Raw genomic sequence first — 13618 nt, forward strand, 5'->3', positions numbered from 1 at the left:
ATCCCTCTCCCCTTGCGGGAGAGGGTGGCCTCCCGGAAGGGAGGTCGGGTGAGGGGTCGAAGAGCGAAACCGCTGCGACAGCGGTGGATGCATGGCGCCGAACCGACAGGGTTATCGACCCCTCATCCGTCGACTTCGTCGACACCTTCTCCCGCAAGGGGAGAAGGATACACTGCACAAAGAAAAGCCCGGGCGTCGCCGTCCGGGCCTGAAGTCAGAGGGGACTTACTAGGGGATACGAGGGTGAAATGCGCATGGCCGCGCTTTCGTTCCACAACCCCTGCGACATTAAGTCTTCGTTCGTAAACCGCGCCGACGGCCCGGCTCGGTAAACGCCCCTTAACCAAACCGGCCCACAAGATCGCTCCGTACGACTCTGGAGTGGTTCATGGCGCGAGTTGCGCGGCGATCGAATGTGGAGCTGGTCTGGGAAGCGGTCCGCTACGGCTGGGCGCAACCTTGGACGGCCCGGTTCCGGGGCGGCGTGCTGGCCGTGCTGGGCGCTGGCCTGTTGCTGTCGCTGGCCACCTATGACGCGGCCGATCCCAGCTTCAACGCCGTCAGCAGCGCGCCGGCGACCAACGCCCTGGGCGGCGCGGGCGCCATGGTGGCCGACGTCGTCGTGCAGTCGCTGGGCCTGGCCGGCTGGATCGCCGCGATCATGATGCTGGTCTTCGGCCTGGCGCGCACCGCCCAGCCCGATCCCGACGCCCACCGCAAGGAACTGCGCATGCGCGCCGGCGTCGGCGTGGCCGGCCTGCTGGCCCTGGCCGGCTTCCTGACCATCCTGGCGCCGCCCGCCGTGTGGCCGCTGGCCAAGGGCCTGGGCGGCTTCTGGGGCGACGGCCTGTTGAACCTGATCGGCGGGATCTTCGGCTTCGCCCACATTCCCGGCGCGCGGATCATCGCCGCCCTGCTGCTGCTGGTCGGAGCCGTGATCGGCGTCGGCTACGCCCTGGGCGTTCGCCGGGTCGATCCCGAAAGCGTCATGGCCCTGATCGCCCGCCTGACCGCGCCCCGCGAACGCGCCCCGCGCCAGCCCGAGCCCGAACCCGTCCGCGCGCCCCGCGCCAAGACCGCCGCCGCGCCGCGCCGCGCCGTCCGCGAGGCCATCGAGGCGATCGACGACCAGCCCGCACCGACCCAGCGTCGCGGCGCCCGCGCGCCCGCCCCGGTCGAGGACGGTGACGACGAGATCCCCGTCGCGCCCCAGCCCGCGCCCCGCGCCAAGGCCGCACGTCCGGCCCCGCCGCCGGTGGACGACGAGGACGACTTCGCGCCCAGCTTCGACGCCCGCCCGCTGGCCATCCGCCAGCCCAAGGCCCCGGCCGCCACCAGCGGGCGCGAGCTGCGCGAACAGCAGAAGACCTTCGACTTCGAAGAGGACGAAGACGGCTTCCAGCTGCCGGAACTGGCCATGCTGGCCAAGTCCAAGCCGCGCTCGTCGGAGTTCGACGAAGGCGCCCTGCGCCAGAACGCCCGCCTGCTGGAAAGCGTGCTGGCCGAGTTCGGCGTGAAGGGCCAGATCGACCAGATCCGCCCCGGCCCCGTCGTGACCATGTACGAGCTGGTGCCGGCCCCGGGCGTCAAGACCGCCCGCGTCGTCGCTCTCGCGGACGACATCGCCCGCTCGATGAGCGTGATCTCGTGCCGCGTGGCCGTGGCCCAGGGCCGCAACGCCATCGGCATCGAAATGCCCAATTCGCGTCGCGAGACCGTCTATCTGCGCGACCTGCTGTCGAGCGCCGACTACGACAAGGCCAGCTCGATCCTGCCCATGGCGCTGGGCGAAACCATCGGCGGCGAGCCCTATATCGCCGACCTGGCCAAGATGCCCCACCTGCTGATCGCCGGCACCACCGGGTCGGGCAAGTCGGTCGGCGTCAACGCCATGATCCTGTCGATCCTCTACAAGCTGCCGCCCGAGAAGTGCCGCTTCATCATGATCGACCCGAAGATGCTGGAACTGTCGGTCTATGACGGCATCCCGCACCTGCTGGCCCCGGTCGTTACCGACCCAAAGAAGGCCGTCGTGGCGCTGAAGTGGACCGTCCGCGAGATGGAGGACCGCTATCGCCGGATGTCCAAGATCGGCGTGCGCAACATCGGCGGCTACAACGAGAAGGCCAACGAGGCCCTCGAAAAGGGCGAGCACTTCGAGCGGACCGTCCAGACCGGCTTCGACGACGCCGGCCGCCCGATCTACGAGACCGAACAGATCCGTCCCGAGGCCATGCCCTATCTGGTCGTGGTCATCGACGAGGTCGCCGACCTGATGATGGTGGCCGGCAAGGACATCGAAGGCGCCGTCCAGCGCCTGGCCCAGATGGCCCGCGCCGCCGGCATCCACCTGATCATGGCGACGCAACGCCCGTCGGTCGACGTCATCACCGGCACCATCAAGGCCAACTTCCCGACCCGGATCAGCTTCCAGGTCACCAGTAAGATCGACGCCCGCACCATCCTGGGCGAGCAGGGCGCCGAGCAGCTGCTGGGCCAGGGCGACATGCTCTACATGGCCGGCGGCGGCCGCATCACGCGCCTGCATGGCCCGTTCGTGTCGGACGGCGAAGTCGAGCAGGTCGCCAAGTTCCTGCGCGACCAGGGCATCCCGCAATACCTGGAAGAAGTCACCGCCGGCGGCGACGAAGAGCAGGAGGAGGCCATCGAAGGCGCCTTCGCCGGCGAGGGCGGGGCCAACGACCTCTACGACCACGCCGTGGCCGTGGTCACCCGCGACCGCAAGGCCTCGACCAGCTACATCCAGCGCCGCCTGCAGATCGGCTACAATCGCGCAGCCTCGCTGATGGAGCGGATGGAGAAGGAAGGCGTCGTCGGCGCCGCCAACCACGCCGGCAAGCGCGAGATCCTCGCGCCCCCGCCGCCGGCGCTTTGATCCCTCTCCCCTTGCGGGAGAGGGTGGCCTCGCGGAGCGAGGTCGGGTGAGGGGTCTCTCAGAACTCAACACCGCGTGCAGCGGTCAGGCCGGGTGATGCGTCTCATGTTTGAGAGACCCCTCATCCGTCGGCCTTCGGCCGCCACCTTCTCCCGCAAGGGGAGAAGGATCAGAACGAAACCTCCACCGTCCCGCCGGCGTTCTCACCAGCCCCAACCTGAACGGCCCTTCATCGCAGCGCCGGAAAACGGCCCCGCCATGGCCTTTCCCGCGACGCGCGGGCAGGGCAAAGGTGGAGTTGAAGGAGTTCGCATGACCAAGACCGATCCGAACCGTCGTTTCCTGCTCGCCGCCGGCGGCGCGGGCCTGGCGGCCGCCGCTTTCGGCGCCCCGGCCTTCGCCCAGGACCTCAGCGACGAGGACAAAGCGCTGATCGCCAAGGCCACCGCCTATATCCAGGGCCTGTCCAACGCCAAGGGCCGCTTCGTGCAGACCGATCCGCGCGGCGTCACCACGCAGGGCACGCTGTGGCTGCAACGCCCGGGCAAGGCGCGGTTCGAGTATGACGGCCCCAACGGCCTGCTGGTCGTCAGCAACGGCAGCGCCGTCAACATTTTCGACAGCCGGCTGAAGACCTTCGAGAGCTATCCCCTCAGCCGCACGCCGCTGGCCCTGCTGCTGGCGCGCGAGGTGCGCCTGGATCGCGGCGTGAAGATCACCGGCGTGCGCAAGCTGGCCGACGGCTTCACGATCGTCGCCCAGGACGCCCGCCGCCAGACCCTGGGCCGGCTGGAGATGAATTTCAGCAACGAGCCCGAACTGATCGGCTGGACCATCAGCGACGTGAAGGGCGGCCAGACCCGCGTGCGGCTGTCGGGCCTGGAGAAGATCGGCGCGATCGATCCGAAGTTGTTCGTTCTGCAGGACCCTCGCCGCAGGGTTGGTAAAACCCCGACCGGATGACCGCCGGACCGGCTCCTTTTGTGACATTCTCACAACATGCAAGTCTGAAGCGCTTTTTCTCTTGAACTAAAAATTTCGCCGTGGCACTTTTACCACGCATGGCGATGAGCGCCCGACCCGCTCTTCGCAAACCGTGCCGGATCTATCCCCTCCCGGCGGCGGCATGAGAGACCTGACTTTCGCCCGGACGCCCCTCGCGTCCGGGCGTTTTTCTTTGTGGTCCGTCCCCGGCGAGGGTAGGGGAGCGGCATGCGCCTCCGTATCGCCACCTGGAACGTCAATTCCGTCCGCCTGCGCGCCGAACAGGCCGCCCGCTTCGTCGACGAAGCCGCGCCCGATGTCCTGTGCATGCAGGAGATCAAGTGCCAGGACGGCGAGTTCCCGCGCGAGGCCTTCGAGGCCATGGGCCTGCCGCACATCAAGATCGCCGGCCAGAAGGGCTGGCACGGGGTGGCCATCGCCTCGCGCCTGCCGATCGAGGACACCCCGACCCTGATGAACTGCCGCGAGGGTCATGCCCGCTGCGTGGCGGTGAAGGTGGCCGGGGTCGAGATCCAGAACTTCTACATCCCGGCCGGCGGCGACCTGCCCGACCGGGTCGCCAACCCGAAGTTCGACCACAAGCTGGATTTCTACGAGACCCTGACGGCCGCCCTGAAGAAGCGCGACCCCAAGGCCCCGTTGATCGTCACCGGCGACCTGAACATCGCTCCTGGCGAGAACGACGTGTGGAGCCATCGCCAGATGCTGAAGGTGGTCAGCCACACCCCGGCCGAGCTCGAGGCCTTCGACGCCTTCATCAAGTCGATGGACCTGCTGGACCTGCCGCGCCTGGCCACGCCCGAGCCGGAAAAGCTGTTTAGCTGGTGGAGCTACCGCGCCGCCGACTTCCGCAAGTCCAACCGCGGCCTGCGTCTGGACCACATCCTCGCCAGCCCCGGCCTGCGCGAGGCGGCGATCATCGACGGCAAGGTCTCCTCGCGGGTGCACGACAACGTCCGCGAATGGGAGCGTCCGAGCGACCATGCGCCGGTGACGGCGGATCTGAAGGTCTGATCCGACCGAAGCCGTCCCTTTTCACCTTCTCCCATAGGGAGAAGGAGGGGCCCGCGCCGCAGGCGTGGGAGGATGAGGGGTTAAGGCGTCGGCCGGCGTGCCGGCACGAACTTTGGATAAATCGGCGAGGGTTGTAACCCCTCACCCTCCCACCGCTTCGCGGCGGGCCCCTCCCTCTCCCTATGGGAGAGGTTGAGTTAAGCTACTCCGCCGGCGTCGCCAGTTCCGGCAGGTCGAACTTCAGCCAGACGGCCTTGTCCTTCAGGGTCGACTTGACCCAGTCGGCGTGCGCGGCGCGCTCGGCGTCGGTCGAGCGGAAGGGCAGGGGGCGCGGGCGGGCGCCGTAGCCGCCGGCGCGGGCGGCGCTGACGGCGTTCACCGCCACGGCGTGGGTCAATTCGAGGGCGCGTTCCTTGCCGCCCTGCAGTTCGAGATAGACCTCGGCCAGCAGGTGGGAGTCGATCAGCGCCCCGTGCTTGTCGCGGCTGTCGAGGCTGATCTTGAAACGTTTGCACAGCGCGTCGAGCGAGTTGTACATGCCCGGAAAGCGCTTCTTGGCCATGGCCAGGGTGTCGATCCACCGCTCTTCCGGCAGCGGCGCGCGGCCGCACTTCTCCAGCTCGAAATTGACGAAGCTGCGGTCGAACGACGCGTTGTGGGCGACCACGACGCTGTCGCCGACGAATTCCAGGAACTTGTCGGCGATCTCGTGGAACTTCGGCTTGCCGGTCAGGAAGGCGGCCGACAGGCCGTGCACCTTCTCGGCCTCGGCCGGCATGTCGCGCAGCGGGTCGCAATATTCGTGGAACGAGCGGCCGGTGGGCATGAAGTCCACCACCTCGATGCAGCCGATTTCGACCAGGCGGTCGCCCGTCTTCGGATCGAAGCCGGTCGTTTCAGTATCGAGGATGATTTCCCGGGCCATGGCCTTTCAATGAGCCGGTTCGAGTCCGGCATCAAGCGTGGGCGGAGGTTCTCAACAGGGTCAGGATGTCGCGCACCTGGTCCTCGGCGGCCTCCAGGCCCCGGCCCGTATCGATGACGAAGTCGGCGCGAACCCGCTTTTCGGCGTCGGGCAGCTGGCGGGCGAGAATCGCCTCGAACTTTTCGGCGGTCATGCCGGGCCGGGCCAATACGCGCTCGCGCTGGATATCGGCAGGGGCGCTGACCACCACCACCTTGTGGACGTTCTTCTGGCCGCCGGTCTCATAGAGCAGCGGCACGTCGAGCACGACGATCCCGTGCCCCTCGGCCTGCGCCTTCTCGAAGAAGCCGATGCGGTGGGCGCCGACCAGCGGATGGACGATGGCCTCCAGCTTCTCCAGCGCCTCCGGATCGCCGACCACCTGGGCGCTGAGCTTCGCCCTGTCGATCGCGCCATCCACGACAACGCCCGGAAAGGCCGCCTCGACCGGTCCGACGGCCGCGCCGCCGACCGAATACAGGGCATGCACGGCGGCGTCGGAATCATAGACCGGCGCGCCCTGGGCCTCGAACATCTTGGCCGTGGTCGACTTGCCCATGCCGATGGAGCCGGTGAGGCCGAGGATGATCACTTCACCGACGCTCCCAGATGCGCCAGGGCGATGGCGCGCACATCGACATCCGCCGGCGGGGCCTGGCCGAAGAAGGCCTCGAACGACGGCACGGCCTGCAACAGCAGCATTTCCAGCCCGTCCACCGTCGCGCGGCCGGCGGCCTGCGCGCGTTGCAGGAACTCGGTGCGCAGCGGCTTGTAGACCATGTCCATCACCACGCAGCCTTGCGGCGTCAGCGACAGATCGGCCGGCGGACCTTCGCCGCCGCCCAGGCCCAGCGACGTGGCGTTGATCACCAGGCCGGCGTCGGCCAGAAGGGCGGGGAGGGCGTCCTCGCCGGCGGCCGTGACCTTGTCCACAAGCGCGTCGGCGATCGCCTGGGCCTTGGCGAGCGTGCGGTTGACGATGCGCACGGCGGGCGCGCCGGCCAGCAGCAGGGCCGCCGCCGCGCCGCGCGCCGCGCCGCCGGCCCCGAGGATCACGACAGGCGAAGCGGTCACGTCGAAGTCCGGCGCCTGGGCGGCGATGGCGCCCAGCAGACCCGGGCCGTCGGTGTTGTCGGCGAAGATCGAGCCGTCGTCGCGGAACCGCAGCAGGTTGGCGGCGCCGGCCAGGCGGGCCAGGTCGCTGGCCTCGTCGGCGCAGGCCAGGGCCCGTTCCTTGAAGGGAATGGTGACGTTCAGCCCCCGGATCACCCCGCCGCGAAAGCCGTTCACAAAGGCCTCGAACCGATCCTCGGCCGGCCCCATCGGCACATAGGCGCCGTCGATGCCCGCCGCCGCCAGCCAGGCGTTGTGCAGGATCGGGCTCATCGAATGGACGATCGGCTGGCCGCAGACGCCGGCCACCAGGGCCGCGCCCGTGATGGCCTGGCCGTGTTGAGAACTCATGCCTGGAGGGCTCCGTGCAGGCGCAGGAAGTCGAGCAGGCCGGTCATCGGCAGCCCGAGGATGGTGAAATAATCGCCGTCGACGCGGTCGAACATCTGCAGGCCTTCGCCCTCCAGCATGTAGCAGCCGACCGACGAGAGGATCTGTTCGCCGTTGCGCTCCAGATAGCCGTCGAGCCAGGCCTCGCTGAACGGACGCACCGACAGTTTCGCCGTCTCGACCACGCGCCAGATCGGCCGGCCGTCGCGGGCGACGACGACGCCGGAATGCAGCTTGTGAACCTCGCCGCGCAGCTCCAGCAGACGCGCGCGGGCTTCTTCCACCGTGCCGACCTTGTCGAACAGCCGGCCCTTCAGCTCCAGCGTCTGGTCAGAACCGATCACCAGGCCCGGTCGCTTGCCCGAAACCTTGACCGCCTTCATCTCGGCCAGGGCGTCGGCGATGTCCCGTGGGGAGACTTCCTCGGCCAGCAGGCCGGCCTTGGCGGCGTCTTCGTCCACGCCGGCGGCGACGGCCTCGAACGGCACGCCGGCGTTCTTGAGGATCGTCTGGCGCGTCCAGCTGGTGGAGGCCAGCGTAATAGTAGGAGCGCTCATCCCAGCACCTCGACCTGGCCGCGGCCGCCCGACAGCAGGTTGATGATCGCCGCCGCGGTTTCTTCCACCGAGCGGCGGGTGACGTCGATGATCGGCCAGCCGTTGCGCTCGAACAGGCGGCGGGCGGCGATGATCTCGGCACGCACGCTGTCGGTGTCGATATAATCGCTCTCCCTGTTCTCCTTGAGGGAAAGCAGGCGGTTGCGGCGGATCTGGATTAGCCGCTCGGGGCTGGTCATCAGGCCCACGATCAGGGTGTTCTTCAGCTCGAACAGCTGGTCGGGCGGCGGGCGGCCGGGCACCAGCGGCACATTGGCGGCGCGCACGCCGCGATGGGCCAGATAGATGCAGGTCGGGGTCTTCGACGTGCGCGACACGCCCACCAGGATGACGTCGGCCTGGGTCAGGTCCTGGCCGCCTTGGCCGTCGTCGTGGGCGATGGCGTAGTCCAGGGCCTCGATGCGGTCGAAATAGTCGTTGTTCAGCGCGTGCTGCGCGCCCACGCGCGTGGAGATCTTGGCCCCCAGATAGCGTGACATGGCGCTGACCACCGGATCCAGCGCGGCGATGCAGGGCATTTCGAGCTTGCGGCAGCCTTCTTCCAGGGCCGCGCGTAGGTTTGGGTCGATGATGGTGTGCATGACCACGCCCGGCGCGCCGGCGATCTCGTCGAGGGCGCGATCCAGCTGACGCGTGGAACGAACCAGCGCGTAGATGTGTTCGATGGGCAGGATGTCGGTGAAACGGGCGCAAACCGCGCGCGCCATGGCGTTGAGCGTCTCGCCCGTGGAGTCCGACACCAGGTGGATATGGAAGTAGGTGGCGAACCGCGCGGTGTGGCGATCGGTCTCAGCCGAGGCGCCTTCCTGTGGATCGTCCGTTAAAGATTGCTTTACCACTCTGGGCGCCCTCTGGGGACAAGCGGGCGCCAAATACGCCCTGCCGCGGCGACGCGCCGCGCCCCTGTGATAAACGGCCTCATTGACGCCGGACAATCCCCAGCTTGAACCTGCCCTCCAGGACATGTGCCTGAGCGTTCGTCCACGCCTGTGGAAACTCCTAACAGATGGTTAATTTCGCTTTTACCAGCATCTGGGTTCCTTAGGGATTCCAGGGCCCTGGCGGCTTGTCCACGGAGTTCACAAGGTATGACCCCCATGTGGACCAAGCTTGGGCATACCGAGTAGGGCCTGTTGGACTCCTCCACACGGGCGGACTTATCCCCGTGTTGCACTTGCCCTCCTCCTTCCTCCTATCTTTCTAAGAATCTTATTTTTAAGAAGAATAAGAGGGTACGGGGTCTCCCGGACTTGAGTGGAAAGGCTCGTCGGGATTTAACGCCGGTATGACGAGCGCCCCGATCCCGAAGTTTCTCTCCGTGCTGGCTGGCGAGACCGCCGAGCGTCCCCCGGTCTGGTTCATGCGCCAGGCGGGACGATACCTGCCCGAGTACCGCGCCGTGCGCGCGACGACCCCGGACTTCATCAGCTTCTGCCTGAACCCCGAAAAGGCGGCCGAAGTGACGCTGCAGCCGCTGCGCCGCTTTCCGTATGACGCGGCCATCGTCTTCGCCGACATCCTGCTGATCCCCGGGGCTCTCGGCCAGAAGGTCTGGTTCGAGTCCGGCGAGGGTCCCAAGCTCGGCGAGCTGCCCGATCTGGACGCCATGGCCGACAAGGTGGGCCAGGCGGGCGAGGCCCTGAAGGCCGTCGGCGAGACGCTGTCGCGGGTTCGCGCCGACATCGATCCCTCCAAGGCCCTGATCGGCTTCGCCGGCGCGCCCTGGACGGTGGCGACCTACATGATCGAGGGCGGCTCCAGCGATCGCTCGGGCGCGCGGACCTTCGCCTATCAGCACGCCGACAAGCTGGACCGGTTGATCCAGATCCTGGTCGACGCGACGGTGGATTACCTGGCCATGCAGGCGGCTTCCGGCGCCCAGGCGCTGAAGCTGTTCGAGAGCTGGGCTGAAGGCCTCTCAGAGCCGCTGTTCGAGCGTCTGGTGACCCGGCCCCACATCGCCATCGTCGAGGGCCTGCGCGCCCGCGGCGTGACCGTGCCGGTCATCGGCTTCCCCCGCGGGGCCGGAACCCTCGTAGAGGCCTACGCGCAGGCCGTGCCGGTGGACGCGGTGGCGCTCGACACCTCGGCCTCGGCGAAGCTGGGCCAGACGATCCAGAAGACCAAGACCATCCAGGGCGCCCTCGACCCGCTATTGCTGCGGGCCGGCGGGGCGGCGCTGGACGAACGCGTCGACCAGATGCTCGCGCAGTGGGGACAGGGCCCCTATATCTTCAACCTGGGTCACGGCATTCTGCCCGACACGCCGATCGCTCATGTCGAGCAGGTGCTGAAGCGGGTGACCGGCCTGTGAGTGAATTGAACAGCGGCTCCAAGGCGGGGCGGAAGATCGCCGTCGTCCTGTTCAACCTGGGCGGACCCGACCGCCAGGAGGCGGTGCGGCCTTTCCTGTTCAACCTGTTCCGCGATCCGGCGATCATCCAGGCGCCGTTCTTCGTCCGCTATCCGGTCGCGGCCCTGATCTCGACCACCCGGGCCAAGTCGGCGCGCGCCAACTACGCCCTGATGGGCGGCGGCTCGCCGCTGCTGCCGGAAACGCAGAAGCAGGCGGCGGCGCTCGAGGCGGTGCTGGTCCAGCGGCTGCCCGGCGACGAGGTGAAGACCTTCATCGCCATGCGCTACTGGGATCCGCTGACCGGCGAGACGGCCAAGGCGGTGAAGGCCTTCGCGCCCGACGAGGTGGTGCTGCTGCCGCTCTATCCGCAGTATTCGACCACGACCACGGCCTCGTCGCTGAAAGCGTGGAAGCGCGCATGGCGCAAGGTCACGGGTCGCAAAGGCCAGGGCCGGACGACGACCGTGTGCTGCTATCCGACGGCCGAAGGGTTTGTGCAGGCGCACGCGGATCTGATCCGCCAGGACTACCTCAAGGCCGGCTCGCCCAAGCCGGCGCGGATCCTGTTCTCGGCCCACGGCCTGCCGGAGAAGGTGATCCTCGGCGGCGATCCCTACCAGCGCCAGGTCGAGGCTACGGCCGCCGCCGTCGTCGCCAAGCTCGGCGACATCCTGGGCGAGGGCGTTGACTGGAAGATCAGCTACCAGAGCCGGGTCGGTCCGCTGAAGTGGATCGGTCCGCCGACCGACGACGAGGTCAAGGCCGCTGCGCAGCAGGGTCTGGCCCTGATCGTCGCGCCGATCGCCTTCGTCTCCGAGCACATCGAGACGCTGGTCGAGCTCGACGTCGAATATCGCGAGCTGGCTTACGAGCACGGCGGCTCGATCTATGTCCGCCCGCCCGCTCTTGGCGTGACGCCGGCGTTCATCGATTGTTTGGGGACTCTGGTCACGCAGGCCCTCGCCGATCCGTCGTCGCTGATCTGCGAAGAAGACCAACCCTGCCCCAAAGTCCATTCGGGAGCCGCCGCGTGACCGACTTCCTGGTCGAGCATTTCAACCTGATCCGCGGCCTGCACATCCTGGCCGTGATCGCCTGGATGGCGGGGATGCTCTACCTGCCGCGCCTCTACGTCTACCATACCGGCGCCACGCTGGGCTCGGAGATGGACGCGACCTTCAAGGTCATGGAGCGGCGGCTGCTGCGCGGGATCATCAACCCGGCGATGGTCGCCGCGCTGATCTTCGGCCTTGGCCTGATCATGGCCGACGGCGTCATCCGCGGCTGGGACTTTCTGCTGAAGCCCTGGATGCTGGCCAAGCTGGCCGGGGTGTTCTTCCTGTTCGGCTGGCACGGCTTCCTGTCGAAGGCCCGTCGCCAGTTCGAGGCCGGGCAGAACACCCGCTCGGAGAAGTTCTGGCGCGCCACCAACGAGCTGCCTTTCGTCGCGGCGATCGTCATCGTGCTGTCGGTGACGACCAAGTACCTGAACTAGAGGGAAGGGGGCCTGGCCCCCGCGTTCTCCCACCTTCATCCTCAGGCAGGATGACGAGCGCCCACAGGATGGCTCCGGTAGCGCTTGACCCCGGGGCCGCCTTGTGGTTCCCGTCTTGGTCAGACGTTGCGGTCATACCGCTGCGTTCCCGCCTTTCACGGATCGCGCCCGTCCTGGTGCGCCCTCATGATCCGTTCCCCTGATCGATCCGCGCCGTCGTCAATGGCGCGACCCCATCGCCGCTTCCACGTGGAGCCGGCTGAATTTCTACCCAAGCCCGGATCGTATCCGGGCCACCGTGAGTCCATGCATGTCTGAAGACACCGACCCGCAAGTCCCCGCCGAGCTGGAAACCTCCCTCGACACCGTCGAAACGACGGAAGACGCCGCGATCGACACCACCGTTGACGCCTCCGCCGACAACGCCGCCGAAGGCGACGCCGGCGACGAGGACGACAACGCCGAAATCACCGCGGCCATCGCCGCCATGGGCCTGACGCGCATGTCGCTGCAGGAACTGAAGGAAAAGTCGCCGGCCGACCTGCTGGCGTTCGCCGAGACCTTCGAGGTCGAGAACGCCAACTCCATGCGCAAGCAGGACATGATGTTCGCCATCCTGAAGACCCTCGCCGAAGAAGGCGTGGAGATCTTCGGGTCGGGCACCATGGAAGTGGTCCAGGACGGCTTCGGCTTCCTGCGCTCGCCGGAAGCCAACTACCTGCCGGGCCCCGACGACATCTACGTTTCGCCCTCGCAGATCCGCAAGTTCGGCCTGCGCACCGGCGACAGCGTCGAAGGCGCGATCCGCTCGCCCCGTGAAGGCGAGCGTTATTTCGCTCTCACCAGCGTCAGCAAGATCAACTTCGAGAGCCCCGAGAACGTGCGCCACAAGGTGCACTTCGACAACCTGACGCCGCTCTATCCCGAAGAGCGCCTGAACATGGAACTGCCCGATCCGACCATCAAGGATCGCTCGGGCCGGGTCATCGACATCGTCGCCCCGCTCGGCAAGGGCCAGCGCTGCCTGATCGTCGCCCCGCCGCGCGTGGGTAAGACGGTGATGCTGCAGAACATCGCCAAGTCGATCGAGACCAACCACCCCGAGTGCTATCTGATCGTCCTGCTGATCGACGAGCGCCCGGAAGAAGTCACCGACATGCAGCGCACGGTGAAGGGCGAGGTCATCGCCTCAACCTTTGACGAGCCGGCCACGCGCCACGTGCAAGTCGCCGAGATGGTCATCGAGAAGGCCAAGCGCCTGGTCGAGCACAAGCGCGACGTCGTCATCCTGCTGGACTCGGTCACGCGCCTGGGCCGCGCCTACAACACCGTGGTGCCGTCGTCGGGCAAGGTCCTGACCGGCGGTGTCGACGCCAACGCCCTGCAGCGCCCCAAGCGCTTCTTCGGCGCGGCGCGTAATGTGGAAGAAGGCGGCTCGCTGTCGATCATCGCCACGGCCCTGATCGACACCGGCAGCCGGATGGACGAAGTAATCTTCGAAGAGTTCAAGGGCACCGGTAACTCGGAAATCGTCCTGGACCGCAAGGTGGCCGACAAGCGCATCTTCCCGGCCATCGACGTGCTCAAGTCGGGCACCCGCAAGGAAGAGCTCATCACCCCGCGCGACCAGCTGCAGAAGACCTACGTGCTGCGCCGGATCCTCAATCCGATGGGCGCTTCGGACGCCATCGAGTTCCTGCTCGAGAAGCTGCGCCAGTCGAAGACGAACGGCGATTTCTTCCAGAGCATGAATACTTAAGCTTGGTGT

12 protein-coding genes are annotated in these 13618 nt (G+C 67.4%); 7 read left to right on the forward strand and 5 right to left on the reverse strand.

The features are described from left to right. Positions 1-388: 388 nt before the first annotated feature. The 3 genes from AC07N1_RS05130 (at position 389) to xth (ending at position 4915) form a co-directional block, all read left to right on the forward strand. Positions 389-2896 carry an FtsK/SpoIIIE family DNA translocase gene (locus AC07N1_RS05130; RefSeq protein WP_494670827.1) on the forward strand — a complete coding sequence of 836 codons (2508 nt, stop codon included), beginning with the start codon at positions 389-391 and terminating at the stop codon, positions 2894-2896. Positions 2897-3208: 312 nt separating this feature from the next. Further along, positions 3209-3859, forward strand: coding sequence for an outer-membrane lipoprotein carrier protein LolA (locus AC07N1_RS05135; protein ID WP_494670828.1), 651 nt, complete (start codon positions 3209-3211; stop codon positions 3857-3859). Between the two features lie 249 nt (positions 3860-4108). After that, positions 4109-4915, forward strand: coding sequence for an exodeoxyribonuclease III (gene xth / locus AC07N1_RS05140; protein WP_494670829.1), 807 nt, complete (start codon positions 4109-4111; stop codon positions 4913-4915). A gap of 202 nt (positions 4916-5117) precedes the next feature. Here xth and dnaQ read toward each other — a convergent pair whose 3' ends face one another. The 5 genes from dnaQ to AC07N1_RS05165 are packed head-to-tail and all read right to left on the reverse strand — an operon-like array spanning position 5118 to position 8838. Further along, complete coding sequence (dnaQ, locus tag AC07N1_RS05145; protein ID WP_494670830.1) at positions 5118-5840, reverse strand: DNA polymerase III subunit epsilon; 723 nt, start codon at positions 5838-5840, stop codon at positions 5118-5120. Positions 5841-5871: 31 nt separating this feature from the next. After that, entirely contained in the window at positions 5872-6471 is a 600-nt protein-coding gene (coaE, locus tag AC07N1_RS05150; protein ID WP_494670831.1) for a dephospho-CoA kinase, read from the reverse strand. Next, entirely contained in the window at positions 6468-7343 is an 876-nt protein-coding gene (gene aroE, locus AC07N1_RS05155; RefSeq protein WP_494670832.1) for a shikimate dehydrogenase, read from the reverse strand. Before aroE ends, coaE begins: the two co-directional genes overlap by 4 nt. Then, positions 7340-7939, reverse strand: a complete 600-nt coding sequence (locus AC07N1_RS05160; protein ID WP_494670833.1) for a Maf family protein — start codon at positions 7937-7939, stop codon at positions 7340-7342. Before AC07N1_RS05160 ends, aroE begins: the two co-directional genes overlap by 4 nt. Next, a complete protein-coding gene (locus tag AC07N1_RS05165; protein WP_487291650.1) occupies positions 7936-8838 on the reverse strand; it encodes a pyruvate, water dikinase regulatory protein in 903 nt (300 codons plus the stop codon). Before AC07N1_RS05165 ends, AC07N1_RS05160 begins: the two co-directional genes overlap by 4 nt. A 446-nt stretch (positions 8839-9284) precedes the next feature. On the opposite strand from AC07N1_RS05165, the gene hemE reads away from it, so the two are divergent. From hemE to rho, 4 genes are all read left to right on the forward strand, one after another. Further along, complete coding sequence (hemE, locus tag AC07N1_RS05170; protein ID WP_494670834.1) at positions 9285-10313, forward strand: uroporphyrinogen decarboxylase; 1029 nt, start codon at positions 9285-9287, stop codon at positions 10311-10313. 5 nt (positions 10314-10318) lie between these two features. Further along, the gene (hemH, locus tag AC07N1_RS05175) at positions 10319-11389 is read left to right on the forward strand and encodes a ferrochelatase (protein ID WP_494670909.1); all 1071 of its coding nucleotides are present in this window, start codon (positions 10319-10321) and stop codon (positions 11387-11389) included. Then, entirely contained in the window at positions 11386-11850 is a 465-nt protein-coding gene (locus AC07N1_RS05180) for a CopD family protein (RefSeq protein WP_494670835.1), read from the forward strand. The genes hemH and AC07N1_RS05180 overlap by 4 nt, the downstream gene beginning before the upstream one ends. A 310-nt stretch (positions 11851-12160) precedes the next feature. Beyond that, entirely contained in the window at positions 12161-13609 is a 1449-nt protein-coding gene (gene rho / locus AC07N1_RS05185; protein ID WP_494670836.1) for a transcription termination factor Rho, read from the forward strand. Positions 13610-13618 lie beyond the last annotated feature (9 nt).

The sequence above is a fragment of the Caulobacter sp. GW821-FHT09B11 genome (assembly GCF_059418205.1).

Bases quoted from the DNA above. Each gene is read 5' to 3' on its own strand.
- AC07N1_RS05130 (WP_494670827.1), top strand. From the start codon at position 389: ATGGCGCGAGTTGCGCGGCGATCGAATGTGGAGCTGGTCTGGGAAGCG.
- AC07N1_RS05135 (WP_494670828.1), top strand. From the start codon at position 3,209: ATGACCAAGACCGATCCGAACCGTCGTTTCCTGCTCGCCGCCGGCGGC.
- xth (WP_494670829.1), top strand. From the start codon at position 4,109: ATGCGCCTCCGTATCGCCACCTGGAACGTCAATTCCGTCCGCCTGCGC.
- dnaQ (WP_494670830.1), bottom strand. From the start codon at position 5,840: ATGGCCCGGGAAATCATCCTCGATACTGAAACGACCGGCTTCGATCCG.
- aroE (WP_494670832.1), bottom strand. From the start codon at position 7,343: ATGAGTTCTCAACACGGCCAGGCCATCACGGGCGCGGCCCTGGTGGCC.
- AC07N1_RS05160 (WP_494670833.1), bottom strand. From the start codon at position 7,939: ATGAGCGCTCCTACTATTACGCTGGCCTCCACCAGCTGGACGCGCCAG.
- hemE (WP_494670834.1), top strand. From the start codon at position 9,285: ATGACGAGCGCCCCGATCCCGAAGTTTCTCTCCGTGCTGGCTGGCGAG.
- rho (WP_494670836.1), top strand. From the start codon at position 12,161: ATGTCTGAAGACACCGACCCGCAAGTCCCCGCCGAGCTGGAAACCTCC.